17 protein-coding genes and 1 pseudogene are annotated in these 18,397 nt (G+C 67.6%); 5 read left to right on the top strand and 13 right to left on the bottom strand.

Annotated elements, in window-relative coordinates:
- Positions 1 to 9: 9 nt before the first annotated feature.
- The 6 genes and pseudogenes from AC5Y43_RS06065 to AC5Y43_RS06040 form a co-directional block, all read right to left on the bottom strand.
- Positions 10 to 681 (bottom strand): annotated as a pseudogene (locus tag AC5Y43_RS06065) (enoyl-CoA hydratase); the annotation flags it as partial.
- Positions 678 to 1,502: an NUDIX hydrolase gene (locus AC5Y43_RS06060; RefSeq protein WP_499970285.1), complete on the bottom strand. Its 825-nt coding sequence runs from the start codon at positions 1,500 to 1,502 to the stop codon at positions 678 to 680. The gene AC5Y43_RS06060 and the pseudogene AC5Y43_RS06065, both read right to left, overlap by 4 nt.
- Positions 1,499 to 2,371: an ABC transporter ATP-binding protein gene (locus tag AC5Y43_RS06055; protein WP_499970282.1), complete on the bottom strand. Its 873-nt coding sequence runs from the start codon at positions 2,369 to 2,371 to the stop codon at positions 1,499 to 1,501. Before AC5Y43_RS06055 ends, AC5Y43_RS06060 begins: the two co-directional genes overlap by 4 nt.
- On the bottom strand, positions 2,371 to 3,606 hold the full coding sequence (serB, locus tag AC5Y43_RS06050) for a phosphoserine phosphatase SerB (protein ID WP_499970280.1): 1,236 nt from the start codon (positions 3,604 to 3,606) through the stop codon (positions 2,371 to 2,373). Before serB ends, AC5Y43_RS06055 begins: the two co-directional genes overlap by 1 nt.
- A gap of 26 nt (positions 3,607 to 3,632) precedes the next feature.
- Positions 3,633 to 5,393: an aa3-type cytochrome oxidase subunit I gene (gene ctaD / locus AC5Y43_RS06045; protein ID WP_499970278.1), complete on the bottom strand. Its 1,761-nt coding sequence runs from the start codon at positions 5,391 to 5,393 to the stop codon at positions 3,633 to 3,635.
- 56 nt (positions 5,394 to 5,449) lie between these two features.
- Positions 5,450 to 6,724, bottom strand: a complete 1,275-nt coding sequence (locus AC5Y43_RS06040) for an RNA-guided endonuclease InsQ/TnpB family protein (protein ID WP_499970276.1) — start codon at positions 6,722 to 6,724, stop codon at positions 5,450 to 5,452.
- Between the two features lie 322 nt (positions 6,725 to 7,046).
- On the opposite strand from AC5Y43_RS06040, the gene AC5Y43_RS06035 reads away from it, so the two are divergent.
- Together AC5Y43_RS06035 and AC5Y43_RS06030 are read left to right on the top strand one after the other, a co-directional pair.
- Positions 7,047 to 8,081, top strand: coding sequence for an iron-siderophore ABC transporter substrate-binding protein (locus AC5Y43_RS06035; RefSeq protein ID WP_499970488.1), 1,035 nt, complete (start codon positions 7,047 to 7,049; stop codon positions 8,079 to 8,081).
- Between the two features lie 206 nt (positions 8,082 to 8,287).
- On the top strand, positions 8,288 to 9,328 hold the full coding sequence (locus AC5Y43_RS06030) for an NAD(P)-dependent alcohol dehydrogenase (RefSeq protein ID WP_499970274.1): 1,041 nt from the start codon (positions 8,288 to 8,290) through the stop codon (positions 9,326 to 9,328).
- A 3-nt stretch (positions 9,329 to 9,331) separates the two neighbouring features.
- Here the strand turns inward: AC5Y43_RS06030 and AC5Y43_RS06025 are convergent, their stop codons facing one another.
- Together AC5Y43_RS06025 and nrdF are read right to left on the bottom strand one after the other, a co-directional pair.
- Positions 9,332 to 9,709 carry a DUF3349 domain-containing protein gene (locus AC5Y43_RS06025; protein WP_499970272.1) on the bottom strand — a complete coding sequence of 126 codons (378 nt, stop codon included), beginning with the start codon at positions 9,707 to 9,709 and terminating at the stop codon, positions 9,332 to 9,334.
- A 72-nt stretch (positions 9,710 to 9,781) separates the two neighbouring features.
- Positions 9,782 to 10,756 (bottom strand): class 1b ribonucleoside-diphosphate reductase subunit beta, encoded by a 975-nt coding sequence (nrdF, locus tag AC5Y43_RS06020; RefSeq protein WP_499970270.1) that lies wholly within the window; start codon positions 10,754 to 10,756, stop codon positions 9,782 to 9,784.
- A gap of 137 nt (positions 10,757 to 10,893) precedes the next feature.
- On the opposite strand from nrdF, the gene AC5Y43_RS06015 reads away from it, so the two are divergent.
- Genes AC5Y43_RS06015 through AC5Y43_RS06005 form a run of 3 tightly spaced genes read left to right on the top strand, consistent with a single transcriptional unit; the run spans position 10,894 to position 12,897 of the window.
- Entirely contained in the window at positions 10,894 to 11,883 is a 990-nt protein-coding gene (locus tag AC5Y43_RS06015; protein WP_499970268.1) for a tocopherol cyclase family protein, read from the top strand.
- 44 nt (positions 11,884 to 11,927) lie between these two features.
- On the top strand, positions 11,928 to 12,374 hold the full coding sequence (locus tag AC5Y43_RS06010; RefSeq protein ID WP_499970267.1) for an SRPBCC family protein: 447 nt from the start codon (positions 11,928 to 11,930) through the stop codon (positions 12,372 to 12,374).
- Positions 12,358 to 12,897: a TetR/AcrR family transcriptional regulator gene (locus AC5Y43_RS06005; RefSeq protein ID WP_499970266.1), complete on the top strand. Its 540-nt coding sequence runs from the start codon at positions 12,358 to 12,360 to the stop codon at positions 12,895 to 12,897. Before AC5Y43_RS06010 ends, AC5Y43_RS06005 begins: the two co-directional genes overlap by 17 nt.
- A gap of 16 nt (positions 12,898 to 12,913) precedes the next feature.
- Here AC5Y43_RS06005 and AC5Y43_RS06000 read toward each other — a convergent pair whose 3' ends face one another.
- From AC5Y43_RS06000 to nrdI, 5 genes are all read right to left on the bottom strand, one after another.
- Positions 12,914 to 13,369 carry a universal stress protein gene (locus AC5Y43_RS06000; protein WP_499970264.1) on the bottom strand — a complete coding sequence of 152 codons (456 nt, stop codon included), beginning with the start codon at positions 13,367 to 13,369 and terminating at the stop codon, positions 12,914 to 12,916.
- Complete coding sequence (locus tag AC5Y43_RS05995; protein WP_499970263.1) at positions 13,366 to 14,880, bottom strand: flavin-containing monooxygenase; 1,515 nt, start codon at positions 14,878 to 14,880, stop codon at positions 13,366 to 13,368. Before AC5Y43_RS05995 ends, AC5Y43_RS06000 begins: the two co-directional genes overlap by 4 nt.
- 80 nt (positions 14,881 to 14,960) lie before the next feature.
- Positions 14,961 to 15,689, bottom strand: a complete 729-nt coding sequence (locus AC5Y43_RS05990) for a TetR/AcrR family transcriptional regulator (RefSeq protein ID WP_499970261.1) — start codon at positions 15,687 to 15,689, stop codon at positions 14,961 to 14,963.
- An 87-nt stretch (positions 15,690 to 15,776) separates the two neighbouring features.
- On the bottom strand, positions 15,777 to 17,942 hold the full coding sequence (gene nrdE, locus AC5Y43_RS05985; RefSeq protein WP_499970260.1) for a class 1b ribonucleoside-diphosphate reductase subunit alpha: 2,166 nt from the start codon (positions 17,940 to 17,942) through the stop codon (positions 15,777 to 15,779).
- Positions 17,912 to 18,364, bottom strand: a complete 453-nt coding sequence (gene nrdI / locus AC5Y43_RS05980; protein WP_499970259.1) for a class Ib ribonucleoside-diphosphate reductase assembly flavoprotein NrdI — start codon at positions 18,362 to 18,364, stop codon at positions 17,912 to 17,914. The genes nrdE and nrdI overlap by 31 nt, the downstream gene beginning before the upstream one ends.
- Positions 18,365 to 18,397: the final 33 nt, after the last annotated feature.

Here is an 18,397-nt window from a genome sequence, read left to right as displayed (position 1 = left end):
GTGGGCTTCCGGTTCCCGGTCGAAAACAGCGTTGATGCCGGCCTTGGCGGCGGCCATCGCGTGCGGCGGCCCGTCGAGGAAGCGGCGCGCCCACGCCGCGGCGGCGTCGTAGACGTCGTCGGGGCCCACCATCTCGTCGATCAGCCCCAGCGCCAGGGCCTCCTCGGCGTCGACGAAGCGCCCGCTGAACACCAGCTCCTTGGCCTTGCTCGCCCCGGCCGCCCGGGCCAGCCGCGCCATTCCCCCGCCGCCGGGAACCAGCCCGGCCAGAATCTCGGTGGCGCCGAACCTCGCGTTGTCGCCGGCCACCCGCCAGTCGGCGGCCAGGGCCAGCGTCAGCCCGGCGCCCAGCGCGTAGCCGGTGATCGCGGCCACGGTCGGCTTCGGGATGGCCGCCACGGCGTCGACGGCCGCGCGGCGCACGCGGTCGGCGGTCTCGGCCTCCGGTGGGGTCAGCGTGCGCAGCTCGCCCATCTCGTCGCCGGCGGAGAAGATCTCGTGGCCGCCGAAGACGATCACCGCGGCGACGTCGTCGCGGCGCCCCAGCTCGTCGGCCGCGGCCACGATCTCGCGGTAGACCTGCCGGGTCATCGCGTTGGTCGGCGGGCGCGACAGCAGCAGCATGGCCAGGCCGGCGTCCCGCGAGCCGTCGCTGACCACGACGGACACGAACTCGCTCAAAACGTCCACCCCATCCCGCCGGCTTCCCGGGCCTGGTGGTAGCGGTCGGAGTCGAAGAACTCGAAAATCCAGTTGTCGCCCTGGATTTCGAGGTGCGGCTGCACCGCGACGACCTGGCGCTCGACGGCCAGCACGTCGGCGACGCTGCGGCCGGCCAGCGAGTCCAGCTGCGTCCAGGTCGGTGGCAGCAGGAAGCTGCGCCCGGCGGCGAAGTCGTCGATGGCGGCCTGCGGCGTCGTCCAGCCGACCCGGTCGGATTCGGTGTTCTCCCCGTCGGCGCGCTGGCCGGCCGGCAGGGCGCCGACGAAGAAGTAGGTGTCGTAGCGGCGGGTGCGCTCGGCCTCCGGGGTGACCCAGTTGGCCCAGGGCCGCAGCAGATCCGAGCGCAACACCAGCTTCTCGCGGCGCAGGAAGTCCGCGAAGGACAGCGCGCCCGTGGCCAGCTCGTGGCGGGCGTCGCGGTACACCGACGCATCCCCGACGATCCCGTCCGGGTCATCGGCCGGGCCCGCGAACAGCACCCCCGATTCCTCGAACGTCTCCCGCGCGGCCGCGCACACCAGCGCCTCGGCCAGGTCGGGCTCGATGCCGAAGCGCCGCGCCCACCACTGCGGCGGCGGCCCGGCCCACGCGATCTCGGCGTTACGGTCGCGGTCGTCGACGCCGCCACCGGGAAACACCATCACCCCGGCGGCGAACTCCATCTGCGAGTGCCGTCGCATCAGGAAGACGGCCAGGTCTTTCGCCGAGGTTTCGCGGACCAGCATCACGGTCGCGGCCGGCCGGGGCACCAGCGGCGGCGGCTCCTGCGGTGACGTCATAGCTGCCTCCGGTGGGCTGCGCGGGTGCGGATGCGGCGGGCGAAATACCGCCCGTCGGCGGCGTCCAACGCGATCGACTGGCCGAACGCGGTGGACAGGTTCTCGGCGGTCAGCACATCGGGTAGCAGGCCCGCGGCCACCACCCGGGCCTCCGAGAGCAGCATGCAGTGGCTGAAGCCGGGCGGAACCTCCTCGACGTGGTGGGTGACCAGCACCAGCGCGGGCGCGTCCGGGTCGGCGGCCAGGTCGGCCAGCCGGGCCACCAACTCCTCGCGGCCGCCCAGGTCCAGCCCCGCGGCGGGCTCGTCGAGCAGCAACAGCTCGGGATCGGTCATCAGCGCGCGGGCGATCAGCACTCGCTTGCGTTCGCCTTCCGACAGCGTGCCGTAGGTGCGGTCCGCCAGATGTTCGGCGCCAAGGCTTTCCAGCATGTCGGCCGCCCGGCCGTAGTCCACGTCCTCGTAGCGCTCACGCCAGCGACCCAGCACCGCATAGCCGGCCGACACGACGAGGTCGCGCACCAGTTCGTCGCCGGGCACCCGCTGCGCCAGCGCCGACGAGCTCAGTCCGATTCGCGAGCGCAGCTCGGAGACGTCGACGCGGCCCAGCCGCTCGCCCAGCACGAACGCCACGCCCGACGACGGGTGCTCGGCGGCCGCCGCGATGCGCAGCAGCGAGGTCTTGCCTGCCCCGTTGGGCCCGATGATCACCCAGCGTTCGTCGAGTTCGACCGCCCAATCCAGCGGCCCGACCAGGGTGCGTCCGCCGCGGCGCAGCGCCACGTCTCTGAAGTCGATCAGCAGGTCGGGGTCGGCTGCCTCACTTCCGATTTCGGGCACCCGACCATCGTGCCGTACCGCCGGCGGCATTAATCCGGCGGGATCTCCACGCGGCGCACCTGCCCGTCGACCGCGTCGGCGGCCTCGATCTCCCCGCGCGTCACGCCCAGCAGGAACAGGACCGTGTCCAGGTAGGGGTGGCTCAGCGAGGCGTCGGCGACCTCACGCAGCGCGGGCTTGGCGTTGAACGCCACCCCCAACCCGGCCGCGGCCAGCATGTCGATGTCGTTGGCGCCGTCGCCGACGGCGACGGTCTGGGCCATCGGCACGCCGGCCCGCTGCGCGAACTCCCGCAGGGCCCGGGCCTTGCCGGCCCGGTCGATGATCGGGCCGACGACCCGGCCGGTGAGCGTCCCGTCGACGATCTCCAGCTCGTTGGCCGCCACATAGTCCAGCGACAGCTCCTCGGCCAGCGGCTCGATGATCCGCCGGAACCCCCCGGACACCACACCGCAGTGAAAACCCAAGCGCCGCAACGTCCTTAGCGTGGTCCGGGCGCCGGGCATCAGTTCCAGCTGCTCGGCCACCTCGTCGATCACCGTGGCGGGCAGGCCGGCCAGCGTGGCCACCCGCTGCTCGAGCGACTGCGCGAAGTCCAGCTCACCGCGCATCGCGGCCTCGGTGATGGCGGCGACGGCGCCCTGGGCACCGGCCCGGGCCGCCAGCATCTCGATGACCTCGCCCTGCACCAGCGTCGAGTCGACGTCGAACACCACCAGGCGCTTGGCCCGCCGTTCCAGGCTGTAATCCTCGACCGCGACGTCGACGCTCTCCTCGCCCGCCACCCGGGTCAGCACGTTGCGCAGGGCGCCGTCGGCTCCCGACGGCACCGAGACCCGCAGCTCCAGGCCGGTCACCGGGTAGTCGGAGACACCGCGGATGAGGTCGATGTTGACGCCCTGCGCCGCGACCTCCCGGGCCACCGCGCCGAACGCGTGGGCCGTGATCGGCCGGCCCAGCACGAAGATGGTGTGCGTTGAGGGCTCCCGGATGATCGGCCCGTTGTCGCTGCGTTCGATGGTGACATCCAAACCCAGTGCGCGGATGGCGGATTCGACGTCGCGGTGCAACACGCCGCCGTCGGCGATCTCGGGCGGGCAGGACAGCAGGACTCCGAGCGTGAGGCGGCCCCGGATGACGACCTGTTCGACGTTGAGCAGCTCGACCCCGTGCTGGGAGAGCACCTCGAACAGCGCCGACGTCACGCCGGGCTGATCCACGCCGGTGACGGTGATCAGCACCGACACCTTGAGTGGGGAGTTCACTCGCGACTCAGGGCCGTTCGGCGCCGCTACTGGTCATGCGTCGAGCGGTCCGGTTCGGTCCGCGGGCCGAACCCCTTCGGCGACTCCAGCGCCGTGGCGTGGCGCCCGACGTGCGCCTCGGAGCGCAGCCGCTCCACCATGTGCGGGTAGTGCAGCTCGAAAGCCGGGCGCTCCGAACGGATCCGGGGCAGCTCGGTGAAGTTGTGCCGCGGCGGCGGGCAGCTGGTCGCCCACTCCAGCGAGTTGCCGTAGCCCCACGGGTCGTCGACGGTCACGACCTCGCCGTAGCGCCAGCTCTTGAACACGTTCCACACGAAGGGGAACATCGACGCGCCGAGAATGAATGCGCCGATCGTGGAGGTGATGTTCAGCGGCTGGAAGCCGTCGGTGGGCAGGTAGTCGGCGTAACGACGCGGCATGCCCTGGTCGCCCAGCCAGTGCTGCACCAGGAACGTGGTGTGAAAACCGATGAATGTCAGCCAGAAGTGCAGCTTGCCCAGTCGCTCGTCGAGCAGCCGGCCGGTCATCTTCGGAAACCAGAAGTAGATGCCGGCGAACGTGGAGAACACGATGGTGCCGAACAGCACGTAGTGGAAGTGCGCGACGACGAAGTAGGTGTCGGTCACGTGGAAGTCCAGCGGCGGGCTGGCCAGCAGCACACCGGTCAGGCCGCCCAGCAGGAACGTGACCGCGAAGCCGACCGAGAACAGCATCGGCGTCTCAAATGTCAACTGGCCCTTCCACATCGTGCCGATCCAGTTGAAGAACTTGATTCCCGTCGGCACGGCGATCAGGTAGGTCATGAACGAAAAGAACGGCAGCAGCACGGCTCCGGTGGCGAACATGTGGTGCGCCCACACCGCCACCGACAGCGCCGCGATCGACAGCGTCGCGTACACCAGCGTGGTGTAACCGAAGACCGGCTTGCGGGAGAACACCGGGAATACTTCGGTGACGATGCCGAAGAACGGCAGCGCGATGATGTACACCTCGGGGTGGCCGAAGAACCAGAACAGGTGCTGCCACAACAGGACTCCGCCGTTGGCCGGGTCGTAGACATGGGCGCCGAGGTGGCGGTCGGCGGCCAGCCCGAACAGCGCCGCGGTGAGCAACGGGAAGGCGATCAGCACCAGGATCGACGTCACCAGGATGTTCCAGGTGAAGATCGGCATCCGGAACATCGTCATGCCGGGCGCGCGCATGCACACGACGGTCGTGATCATGTTGACCGCACCCAGGATGGTGCCCAAACCGGCCACCGCCAGGCCCATGATCCACAGGTCGCCCCCGGCGCCGGGCGAGTGGATGGCGTCGGACAGCGGCGTGTAGGCCGTCCAGCCGAAGTCAGCGGCCCCGCCCGGGGTGATGAAGCCGGCCATCGCCAGCGTGGCGCCGAACAGGAACAGCCAGAACGAAAACGCGTTCAGCCGCGGGAACGCCACGTCGGGTGCGCCGATCTGCAGCGGCAGCACCAGGTTGGCGAACCCGAACACGATCGGGGTGGCATAGAACAGCAGCATGATCGTGCCGTGCATGGTGAACAGCTGGTCGAACTGCTCATTCGACAGGAACTGCAGCCCCGGCGCGGCCAGCTCCGTCCGCATCAACAGCGCCAGCAGGCCGCCGATGAAGAAGAAGATGAAGCACGTGACGCAGTACATGATGCCGATCAGCTTGTGATCGGTCGTGGTGATCAGCTTGTAGACGAGGTTCCCTCTGGGACCGGTCCGGGCCGGGTACGGACGGACGGCCTCGAGTTCTCCCAACGGGGGGGCTTCGGCTGTCAACAGCTCCTCCAAACATCCGTATCGGACAGGGCCCGAACCCAGTATTGACTCGAATCTTAGCCTCCGTGGAACTCGCCGTCAGGGTTGGTCCTACAAACTGTCGTAAGTGACTTCTCCGGCGGTGTGCAACCGCCGACCTGTTCTCCCGCCTTCTGGGCGTGAAGGGCCAGTCCGGCCCTGAGGATGTTGCGTGCGGCATGTTCGTCTGCAGGGGCACGATGCAGGCATCGTTGGCATTCAAACTCCGCTTGGTTGACGCGGTTTCCAGCGGCGACATGGCCGCATTGTTCGCAGCCATCGGAAGTGTGCCGGGGGTCGACAGCGATCCAGGTACGCCCAGCTTCCTCCGCTTTGGCGCGCAGAATCGAGACGAAGCCACCCCAGCCAGCGTCACCGATACTCTTATTGAGCCCGGATTTAGCCCGGGCACCGTTGGTTAGAAACTGCCCTGGGCTTTCCTGATCGGCCACAGGCTTCGGCCGCCGCACCATGTTGGCGATCCGCAGATTCTCTACCACCAGCAGGTCGTACCGCTCCACGAGAGCGCGAGCCTGCTTATGGTGAAAGTCCTTACGCTGATTTGCAATTTTGCGGTGCCGCGCCGCAACCGTGTTTCGGCGCAATACACGGTTCTTCGAACCACGCTTGGCACGGGCAAGCCGCTGCTGTGCTGCGCCCAGCCGATCAGCGGCGACGCGTCCCCAACGGGGGTTGTCGATGTGCTCGCCGTCGCTGATGGTGGCGAAACTGACGATGCCGAGATCGATTCCTGCATGGCAGCCGGTTGCGGGCAGCGGATTTGTCGGGACATCATCGCAAGAGAGCGCCAGCATCCAGCGACGCCCTTGGCGTTTGATCTGGATTGTCTTCACCCGGCCCACCACTTTGCGGTGCAAGTGGACCTTAACCTCTCCGATGCCTTGCAGATAGACCCGCCGTTGATCAGGCAGCCAGCGGGCGCCGTCGCCGTCTTTCGGCCACTCCACGCTGTGGAACCGACCCGCGCCCTTGAAGCGGGGATAGCCAGCTTTGACACCGCGTTTGGCTATCTTGACTCGCCGGAAAAACGCGGCAAACGCCTTGTTCAATCGGCGCAAGGTGGCTTGCTGGCTTGAAAACGACCAAACTGCTACATCCGGGCGCAGCGCCCGGATCTCGCTTAGTTGTGCCGACTGGTCCCCGTAGCGAACCCGCGTTTTGCCGTGCGCCCACCCATCTCGACGCTCTTGCAGCGCCGCGTTATACAACTCGCGATGCGATTCCAGACACGCCGCCAACGCGGTGTGCTGACGTGCCGTCGGACGCAACAAAAACACGTATGTGCGTCTCATCAGGCCTTCACCACGTCGAGTCGCTCTCGATGCAGCCGCGCACCAGACGCGGCCTGCGTAATGACACCACGCCCTGGGCGCAGCCCCGCCAGCGCTCTGACATACCTCGCACCTTAAGAAAGACCACCGACAACCCCGAGAACTGGACTTTCGCCTGGCCGACTCCGGCGGTTAGAACCGCGGTCCCCGCACTGGGCAGGTCAATCCGGCACATGTCTGACGAATTGTCCGCTGGCCGTTGCCAAGCTGGCCGGATGTTAGCGTCGGGAACGTGTTCGGCAGGCAATCGACCGGGGCCGCCGCCGTTCTGGCCGCGGCCGTTATGCTCTGCGGCGGATGCGGCTCCGACGGCTCCAAAGCGTCGTCCCCGTCGCTGGTGACGCCCACCACCCAGATCGCCGGGGCCGGCGTGCTCGGCAACGATCGGCGCCCCGACGAGTCGTGTGCGCGCGACGCCGCCCCGGCCGACGAGGGCCCGGCGACCCGCGAGGCCCGCAACGCCGCCGGCGTCACCCCCGACACGGTCGCGGTCCCCGCCGAGGCGCGGCGCATCGTGGTGCTCTCCGGTGACCAGCTCGACGCCCTGTGCGCGCTGGGCCTGCAGTCGCGGGTGGTCGGCGCCGCGCTGCCGGACGGCGCGTCGGGCCAGCCGTCGTACCTGGGCGGCGCGGTGCACGGGCTGCCCGGCGCCGGCACCCGCACCAACCCCGACCTGGGCGCCATCACCGCTCTGCATCCCGACCTGATCCTCGGGTCGCAGGGCCTGACCCCGAAGCTGTACCCGCAGCTGGCCGCGATCGCCCCGACGCTTTTCACGGCCGCCCCGGGCGCCGCCTGGCAGGACAACCTGCGCGGCGTCGGCGCCGCCACCGCCCGCGGCGCGGCCGTCGACGCGCTGCTGGGCGGTTTCACCCAGCGGGCCACCCAGATCGGGACCAGCCATGACGCGTCGCACTTCCAGGCGTCCATCGTGCGGCTGACCACCGACACCATCCGCGTTTACGGCGCCGACAACTTCCCGGCCAGCGTGCTCGGCGCGGTCGGCGCGGACCGCCCCGCCGCCCAGCGCTTCACCGACAAGCCCTACCTCGAGATCGCCGCCACCGACGCCGACCTCGCGAAGAACCCGGACCTCTCGGCCGCCGACGCCGACGTCGTCTATGTGTCGTGCGCCGGCCCGGGCGCCGCCGCGCGCGCCGCCACCGTGCTGGACAGCGGCGCGTGGCGCAAGCTGTCGGCCACGCGGGACAACCGCGTCTACGTCGTCAACGACGAGATCTGGCAGACCGGTGAGGGTCTGATCGCGGCCCGCGGCATCGTCGACGACCTGCGGCTGGTCAACGCACCGATCAACTAGACGGCTCGCCCGGACGTTGAGTGTGAATCGTGGGCTTTCAGTGTGAAGCCCTGGCGGCAAACCCGGCCGGATTCCCGCCCTGCACGCACACCCGAAGCCGTGGTTTCACACTCGGCTGCAGCGCAGATCACACCCGCCGCGGTTGGCCCGAAACCGTTACCTTAGCTAAACTTTTTCCCGGACGAACTTTCGAAGAGGATTCCCAAATGAGCACTGTTTCCGCGTACGCCGCCACGTCGGCGACCGCACCGCTGACCAAGACCACCATCACCCGTCGCGAGCCGGGCCCGCATGACGTGGCGATCGACATCAAATTCGCCGGGATCTGCCACTCGGACATCCACACCGTCAAGGCCGAGTGGGGCGAGCCCACCTACCCGCTGGTGCCGGGCCACGAGATCGCCGGTGTGGTGACCGCGGTGGGTTCGGCGGTCACCAGGCACAAGGTGGGCGACCGCGTCGGCGTGGGCTGCTTCGTCGACTCCTGCCGCGAGTGCAGCAGCTGCCTGGCCGGCCTGGAGCAGTACTGCAAGCGCGGGTCGATGGCCACCTACAACGGCGTCGACAAGGACGGCCAGCCCACCCAGGGCGGCTACAGCAGCGCGATCGTCGTCGACGAGAACTACGTGCTACGCATCCCCGACGCGCTGCCGCTGGACAAGGCGGCGCCGCTGCTGTGCGCGGGTGTGACGCTCTACTCCCCGCTGCGGCACTGGAAAGCCGGCAAGACGACCCGGCTGGCCATCATCGGCCTCGGCGGGCTCGGGCACATGGGCGTCAAGCTGGGCGCGGCGCTGGGCGCCGAGGTGACGGTGCTGTCGCAGTCGCTGAAGAAGATGGAGGACGGGCTGCGCCTGGGTGCCGCCCACTACTACGCGACCTCCGACCCCAACACCTTCAAGGTGCTGCGCGATGGCTTCGACCTGATCATCAACACCGTCTCGGCCAACCTCGACCTCGGCCAGTACCTCAAGCTGCTCGACGTCGACGGCACCATGGTCGAACTCGGCATCCCCGAGCACGCGATGGCGGTGCCGGCGTTCCCGCTGGCGGGCTGGCGGCGCAGCCTGTCGGGTTCGCTGATCGGTAGCATCGCCGAGACCCAGGAGATGCTGGACTTCTGCGCCGACCACGGCGTGACGCCTGAGATCGAGGTCATCGACCCCGAGTACATCAACGAGGCCTACGAGCGCGTGCTCGCCAGCGACGTGCGCTACCGCTTCGTCGTCGACATCTCGAAGCTGTAGAGCTCACGAGATCTGATCCGTCGCCTCGTCGCGGTCGGCGATCGTTTCGGGCCCTACGGAGATGCCGACCAGCGGCCAGCCGGCGGCGGCCAGCCGGGCGGCCACCCGCGCGATGTTCTCCGGGCCGGCGTCGCGCTGCGTCACCCCGGAGATGAAGTCGGCGATCACATCGCGGCCGATCTCGTCATCCGGAGCGACTTCTTCGTCGATGGCGTCGACGACCTGCTTGATCTGCTCCCCGGTGAGCGGCGTGCTGCGCAACAGCTCCAGCAGCGGCACCCGGTCGGGCCCGGGAACGCCGTCCGGGTAGCCGCATTGCAGCCACCGGATCACGGAACGGAAGAACGCGGCCGTTGAGGATGGGGTTATCGCCACGCTCATCAGTGTCGCGGCTATCCGGTCAGCGGCGCCACCGTAGGGCCGTGCCGCCCCGGAAATTCACACCCCGTTTTTCTAGAAGTCCCAGTCCTCGTCCTCGGTGACGACGGCTTTGCCGATCACATACGACGAGCCGGACCCCGAGAAGAAGTCGTGGTTCTCGTCGGCGTTCGGCGACAGAGCGGACAGGATGGCCGGGTTGACGTCGGTCTCGTCGCGCGGGAACAGCGCCTCGTAGCCGAGGTTCATCAGCGCCTTGTTGGCGTTGTAGCGCAGGAACTTCTTGACGTCCTCGGTCAGCCCGACCTCGTCGTAGAGGTCCTGGGTGTATTCGACCTCGTTGTCGTAGAGCTCGAAGAGCAGTTCGTAGGTGTAGTCCTTGAGCTCGTTGCGCTTGGCGTCGTCGACCAGGGCCAGGCCGCGCTGGAATTTGTAGCCGATGTAGTAGCCGTGCACGGCCTCGTCGCGGATGATCAGCCGGATCATGTCGGCGGTGTTGGTCAGCTTGGCCCGGCTCGACCAGTACATCGGCAAATAGAACCCGGAGTAGAACAGGAAGCTCTCCAGCAACGTGGAGGCCACCTTGCGCTTCAGCGGCTCGTCGCCCTTGTAGTACTGCATGACGATCTCGGCCTTGCGCTGCAGGTTGGGGTTCTCCTCCGACCAGCGGAACGCGTCGTCGATCTCGGCCGTCGAGCACAGCGTGGAAAAGATCGAGCTGTAACTCTTGGCGTGCACCGACTCCATGAACGCGATGTTGGTGTAGACGGCCTCCTCGTGCGGGGTCAGCGCGTCCGGGATCAGGCTCACCGCCCCGACGGTGCCCTGGATGGTGTCCAGCAACGTCAGGCCGGTGAACACCCGCATCGTCAGCTGCTTCTCGTTGGCGGTCAGCGTCCCCCACGACGGCAGGTCGTTGGACACCGGAACCTTCTCGGGCAGCCAGAAATTGCCGGTCAGCCGGTCCCAGACCTCGGCGTCCTTGTCGTCTTGCAGACGGTTCCAGTTGATCGCCGAAACGCGGTCAATCAGCTTCATGTTTTCGGTCACCGGAACCCCACTTCACCAGACGGTTTGGCCTGTACTTGAGACTTCAGACACTACCCCTGGGGCCCGACAAGGCGGTGCAACACAAGAGGTTGTGTTTTGCCGTGTCGCACGCCGCGCGCGGGGGTATGAGAAGCGCCGTGGACATCCTCGCCCCGATTACCCGCGCGGCGCAGCAATTTGTCTCCCTCTATCGCCGGACAGGGGCCGATGTGCCGTTCGGCGATCCGCTGCCCTCCCACGGCACCGAGATGGAGGGCTGGTTCTGGCGGCTTTCCGACCCCGCCGACGGACGCGTCGTGGTCGCCCTGTGCAGCGCGAACCGGCACCCCGACGGCGACTGGTCGACCGCCGCGATCGCGCTGCACCCCGGTGGCATCGTGCGCTCCGCCGCGATCGACGGCGTCAGCGCCGACCGCTCGCGCTTTTCGGTCGCCGCCCGCGCGGGCGGCGACTTCGTCGACGCCGACGCCGAGCGGCTACACATGGCCATCGGCGACAGCGCGATCGACCTCACGGTCACCCGAGAATTCCCATGGCCCAAGGCTTTTGCCGGGGGTGGCGCGGTCTCGTCGGTGCCGTTCCTGAATCAGTACTGGCATCCCTACCGCCTGGGCGGCACGGCCTCGGGGACGGTGACGTGCGGCGACCAGCAGTGGCGGTTCGCCGACGCCGCGCTGTATTGCGAACGCAATTGGGGCGCGGGCTTTCCACGCCGCTGGTGGTGGGGCCAGGCCCACGACTTCGACGAGGGCGACGTGTCCGTCGCGTTCTCGGGGGGCCTGCTGGAGTTCGGGCCGCTGCGGCGTGAGGTGACCGGAGTCGTTGTGCGACTACAGGATCGGGTCCTGCGCATCACTCCCCCGGCCTGGGTGTCGTCTCGTTGCGACGGCCGGCGGTGGCGGGTCGACGCGCGCACCCCGCGCTACCACGTCGAGCTCGACGGCCGCGGCGACGACGCGGGGCCCCACGTGCTTCCGGTGCCGCTGCCCGCGGAGCGCCGCAACGTCGACACCGACTACGAGTATCTGGCCGGCACCCTGCGCTGCACGGTCCGCGAGTGGGGCCGCGTCATTTTCGACGGCACCACGCAGTTGGCGGGCCTGGAAATCGGCAGCCGGCCCGACTGACCGGCCCTTGTTCAACCCGCGGCACGGCATGTACCATTTGGTACATGATTACCGAGGACAGCATCGAGATCGACGCGCCGCCGCAGGTGGTGTGGCAGGTGTTCAGCGACGTCGAGCGCTGGCCGGAGTGGACGGCGTCGGTGACGTCGCTGGCCGCGGTCGACGGGCCCGGTCTGGCGGTCGGCAAACGGTTCGCGATCAAGCAGCCCCGCATGTCGAAGCTGGTGTGGCGGGTCACCGAGATAGACCCGGGTTCGTCGTGGACCTGGGAGCAGCGCGCCCCCGGCGCGCGGGCGAGCGCCCGCCACGACGTGATCCCCCAGCCGGGCGGCGGCACCCTGGTGCGGCAGCGGATCGACCAGAACGGCGTACTCGGCGCGCTCGTCGGGCGGCTCATGGGCTCGATGACCAAGCGCTACCTCAAGCTCGAGGCCGAGGGCCTCAAGGCCCGGTCCGAGCAACTCAGCCGCGCCGATGGCGCGCACCCCTGACGTCGGGCGCCGCCGACAGCTGCTTGACGCGCTCGTCGAGGAGTTTGCCGCTGGCGGCGTCGGCGACCGCTCCCTGCGCCACGTGGCCGCCGCCGTCAACACCAGCCACCGAATGTTGCTGCACCACTTCGGGTCTCGCGAGGACCTGCTGGTAGCGATCGTCGACGAGGTCGAGCGCCGCCAGATGGCGCTCCTGCCCGGGCTGCCGACGAGCCCGGCGGAGGGCTTCGCCGCCATGTGGGCCGACGTGCGGCGACCCGAGCTGCGGCAGGCCGAACGCCTGTTCTTCGAGTGCTACGCCCGCGCCGCACAGGGCGAAAAGCCTTTTGCCGCAATGGTTCCCGGCGCCGTCGACGGGTGGCTCGACGAGGTCCGGGCCGTCGTCGGCGCCGCGTTCGACCCCGCCATGGCCCGGCTGGGGTTGGCCGTAATCCGCGGCCTGTTACTGGATCTCGTGGCCACCGAAGACGACGCCGGCGTCGACGCGGCCGCGCGCGCCTTCGCGGAGCTGCTCAGCCGGTGATTGACGCCGAGACGCTTCAGGCGGTGTGGACGATCAGGATGTCGGTCTTGGCCTTGCGGGAGACTTCGGACGGGACCGATCCCAGCAGGCGCCCGGCGAAGCTGTTGAGCCCGACGTTGCCGATGACCATCAGGTCGGCGTGGACCTCTTCGGCGAGCTGCACCAGCACGTTGACGGGGGAACCGGCGATCGACCTCTCCTCCACGTTCTGGGCGCCCGCTTGGTGTGCCCGTTCCCTGGCGTCCTGAAGGATCTTGTAGAACGGGGCCTCGCCCACGGTCCGATAATCCTGGCCGTGGTCGCTCCCCGGCGGGATGGCGTAGCGGCCGCGCTCCTGGGGGACGGGGAGATGCGCAGTCGCAACGATCAATTTCGCGCCGTGCTCCGCGGCGATCGCGGCCGCGCGGTCCACCGCACGCATTGACGAGTCCGAGCCATCGGTGCCGACCAGGACGGTCTGATAAGCGCTCATCTGCCTAGCTTTGCAGGCCCGCCGAAGAACTGGTACTCCCCGGGCTTGACCGAGCGGGTCGCCCGCCAGTACTCCCAGGTGTAGCCGCCCCACAGCACGGTGTTTCGGCCGTGCTCGTCGAGATACCAGCTGCTGCAGCCGCCGCTGTTCCACACCGATGGGCCCAGCCTGCGCTGCAGCTCGTCGTTGAAGCGGTCCTGGGCGGCGCGGGTGGGGGCCAGCGCCTGCGCGCCGCGCTTGTCGCAGGTCTTGATCGCGTCGGCGACGTAGCGGATCTGGGATTCGATCATGAACACCACGGAGTTGTGCCCCAGCCCGGTGTTCGGCCCCAGCAGGAAGAACAGGTTGGGCACGTCGGCGACGGTGATCCCGCGGTGCGCGCCGATGCCCTCGCGGTTCCAGCGGTCGACCAGGTCCTCGCCGTGCCGGCCCTTGATCTGGACGTAGGTGTAGGAGTCGGTGACGTGGAAGCCGGTGCCGTAGACGATCACGTCCACCTTCCGCTCGCGCCCGTCGGCAGTGACGATCCCGTCGGCCGTGATCCGGCTGATCCCCTCGGTCACCAGCTCGGTCTTCGGGTCCGCGACCGCGCCATAGTAGGTGGAGGAGTTGAGGATTCGCTTGCAGCCGATGCGGTAGTGCGGGGTCAGCTTGCGGCGCAGCTCGCGGTCCTTGACCGAACGGCGAATGTTGTATTTGGCGTAGGCCTCGATGAATTTCAGCGCGCCCGGCCGCTTGGTCATCCCGATCGCCAGCGCCTCCTGGCCCCAGTAGATGGCCAGCCGCACCGCGGCGCGCAGCCCGGGGACGTTCTCCATGGCCCGGCGCAGCGCGACCGGCAGGTCGGGGTTGGAGCGCGGCACCACCCACGGCGGGGTGCGTTGGTAGAGCTGCAGTTCGGCGACCTGCTTGACGATCTCGGGCACGATCTGGATCGCGCTGGCGCCGGTCCCGATCACCGCCACCCGCTTGCCGGTGAGGTCGACGCTGTGGTCCCACTGCGCGGAATGGAAAGCGGGACCGCGGAATTCGTCTTTGCCCTCGAAGTCGGGGATGGACGGGATGTGCAGCGCGCCGGCCCCCGAGATCAGGAACTGGCCGACGTATTCGCGCCCGTCGGTGGTGAAGACGTGCCAGCGGTTCTCGTCGTCGTCCCAGTGGCCGCGGTCGACGAGCGAGTTGAACTCGATGAAGCGGCGCAGCCCGTATTTCTCGGTGACCCCCTTGAGGTAGTCCCAGATCTCGGGCTGATAGGAGAACGGGTTCTTCCAGTCCGGCTTGGGCTCGAAGGAGAACGAGTAGAGGTGCGAGGGGATGTCGCAGGCACACCCGGGATAGCTGTTGTCGCGCCAGGTGCCGCCGACGTCGTCGGCCTTCTCCAGGATGACGAAGTCCACGCCCTGCTTCTGCAGCTCGATGGCCATGCCGAGCCCGGAAAACCCGGTCCCGATGATGATGGCGCGGGTGTGCACCGGCTCGGGCGCCCGACTGGTCGGTTCGGCTTGTGTCATGGAATCGGTCACGCTGGATCGGTCTTCCTAGTAGTTACGCAAATATCCAGTACTCAGGGTATCGGATATGTCAACGCGGGTCAGCTGGCGGCGGGGTTGCTGGGCACGACGCTGTGGATGGGCTGGTCGGGGTCCATCGTGATGCCGAGCGCCTCGGCGGTGCCGACGATGACCCCCATCATGATCGTCGTCAGGTGGGCGACGAACCGCTCGCGCGGCATGCGCCGGGGGCTGTCGGGGTCGGGACCCAGCCACCACTCGGTGGCCGACGCGGCCGACCCGAACGCCGCGTGCCCGGCCAGCTCGATCGCCGCGTGGTCCAGCTCCATCTCGCGCAGCTCGTTGTCGAACATGTCGGCCAGGGCCAGGGTGATCCCGCGGCCCTCGTCGAGGATCTTGGGGCTGGCCGCCGAGCGGCCCTGGATGAAGACGCGCAGCACGTTGGGGTGCTGGTCGACCAGGTTGACGTACTCCTCGACGGCGCGCCGGGTCACCTCGCGCGACGAGTCGGTCTTCAGGTCGATGGACTGAAAGATCGCCCCCCACAGCATGTCGCGCAGGCGCTCCCCGATCGCCTGGAACAGGTCGGACTTGTCGTGGAAGTGCCGGTAGATCTTCGGCTTGGCGGTGCCGGCCTCCTCGGCGACTTCGCGCACGCTCAGGTCGGGTCCCAGCCGGTCGATGGCGCGGAACGCCGCGTCGACGATCTCGCCGCGCACCTTCTTGCGGTGCTCGCGCCAGCGTTCGCTGCGCGCGTCGACCTTGGCCCCCGGATTCGCGCTCGGGTGGGGCCTAGCTGGCCGAGGCATTCTCACCACATCAAGCACCATACCGCGCGGGCCCCGCTGACCTGGGCAGACTCGGCCCGATCCGGTGCGCCGAGACGCGGCGTCGGACTACAGCATGCAGCTGACGCAACCCTCCACCTCAGTGCCTTCCAGCGCCATCTGCCGCAGCCGGATGTAGTACAGCGTCTTGATTCCCTTGCGCCAGGCGTAGATCTGCGCCTTGTTCACGTCGCGGGTGGTCGCGGTGTCCTTGAAGAACAAGGTCAGCGACAGCCCCTGGTCCACGTGCTGGGTGGCCGCGGCGTAGGTGTCGATGATCTTCTCGTAGCCGATCTCGTAGGCGTCCTGGTAGTACTCCAGGTTGTCGTTGGTCATGTACGGCGCCGGGTAGTAGACCCGCCCGATCTTGCCCTCCTTGCGGATCTCGACCCTCGACACGATCGGGTGGATCGAGCTCGTCGAGTGGTTGATGTAGGAGATCGACCCGGTCGGCGGCACCGCCTGCAGGTTCTGGTTGTAGATGCCGTGCGCCTGCACCGACTCCTTCAGCCGCTTCCAGTCGTCCTGGGTCGGAATGCGAATCTCGGCGTCGGCGAACAGCTGGCGCACCTTCTCGGTCGCCGGTTCCCACACCTGGTCGGTGTAGCGGTTGAAGAACTCGCCCGACGCGTACTTGGACTTCTCGAAACCCTTGAAATGCGTGCCGCGTTCGATCGCGATGCGGTTCGACGCCCGCAGCGCGTGATAGAGCACCGTGTAGAAGTAGATGTTGGTGAAGTCGACGCCCTCTTCGGAGCCGTAGAAGATGCGCTCACGGGCCAGGTAGCCGTGCAGGTTCATCTGCCCCAGCCCGATGGCATGCGATTCGTTGTTGCCGTGCTCGATCGACGGCACCGACCAGATATGGGTCTGGTCGCTGACCGCGGTGAGTGCGCGGATGGCCACCTCGATGGTCTGGGCGAAGTCCGGCGAGTCCATCGTCTTGGCGATGTTCAGCGACCCCAGGTTGCACGAAATGTCCTTGCCCACCTTGGCATACGACAGATCCTCGTTGAACAGCGACGGCGTGGACACCTGCAGGATCTCCGAGCACAGGTTCGAGTGCGTGATCTTGCCGTCGATGGGGTTGGCCCGGTTCACGGTGTCCTCGTACATGATGTACGGGTAGCCGGACTCGAACTGCAGTTCGGCCAGCGTCTGGAAGAACTCGCGCGCCTTGATCTTGGTCTTGCGGATACGCGCGTCGTCGACCATCTCGTAGTACTTCTCGGTCACCGAGACGTCGGCGAACGCCACGCCGTAGACCCGCTCCACGTCATACGGCGAGAACAGGTACATGTCCTCGTTCTTCTTGGCCAGCTCGAAGGTGATGTCGGGAATCACCACGCCGAGTGAGAGCGTCTTGATCCGGATCTTCTCGTCGGCGTTCTCGCGCTTGGTGTCCAGGAAGCGGTAGATGTCGGGGTGGTGCGCGTGCAGGTACACCGCACCCGCGCCCTGCCGCGCCCCCAGCTGGTTGGCGTAGGAGAACGAGTCCTCGAGCAGCTTCATGATCGGGATGACGCCCGAGGACTGGTTCTCGATGTTCTTGATCGGTGCCCCATGTTCGCGAATGTTGCTGAGCAGCAACGCAACTCCCCCGCCGCGCTTGGACAGCTGCAACGCGGAGTTGATCGACCGCCCGATCGACTCCATGGAATCCTCGATGCGCAAAAGAAAACAGCTGACCGCCTCACCGCGCTGCGCCTTGCCGGAATTCAGGAACGTCGGGGTGGCCGGCTGGAACCGGCCGTCGATGATCTCGTCGACCAGCTTCTCGGCCAGCCCGGTGTCGCCGGCCGCCAGCGTCAGCGCGACCATGACGACGCGGTCCTCGAAGCGCTCCAGGTAGCGCTTGCCGTCGAACGTCTTCAGCGTGTAGGAGGTGTAGTACTTGAACGCACCCAGAAACGTCGGGAAGCGGAATTTCTTGGCGTAGGCCCGGTCCAGCAGCGTCTTGACGAAGTTGCGCGAGTACTGGTCCAAAACCTCACGCTCGTAGTAGTTTTCGCGGATCAGGTAGTCGAGCTTCTCGTCCTGATTGTGGAAGAAGACGGTGTTCTGGTTGACGTGCTCCAAAAAGTACTGGCGCGCCGCGAGCACGTCCTTGTCGAACTGAATCCTGCCGTCCTTGTCGTACAGATTCAGCATCGCGTTCAGCGCGTGGTAGTCCGTCTCTTCGGGCACCACATGCGCGGGGGCAATTACAGGCTCTGCAGCGACGGTTGGTGGCACGTCTGTTCCTTCCAGAAGTCGGCGAGACCGGCGCGGACGGCATCCACGTCGTCCGGGGTTCCCATCAATTCGAATCGGTACAAGTAGGGCACGCCGCACTTACGGGAGATGACGTCGCCCGCGTAGGCGAATTCGGCCCCGAAGTTGTTGTTGCCCGCGGCGATGACGCCGCGGATCAACGACCGGTTGTGCTCGTTGTTCAAAAACGCGATGACCTGCTTGGGGACGTAGCCGCCGTCGTTGATGTCCGGCGTGGCCCGCCCACCCCCATAGGTCGGCAGTATCAGGACGTACGGATCATCGACCTCGATGCGCCCGTGCAGCGGTATCCGCGTGGCGGGAACACCCAGCTTCTGCACGAAGCGGTGGGTGTTCTCCGACACCGAAGAGAAATAGACCAGGTTGCGCCGCGTGACGTCCATGGCACCGCAACCTCCTTACCTAAACGTCTACCT

It is taken from the genome of Mycobacterium sp. NGS57 (assembly GCF_059812405.1).
Note: the sequence above shows the minus strand (reverse complement) of the source record. Positions and strands in the feature narration are given on the sequence as shown.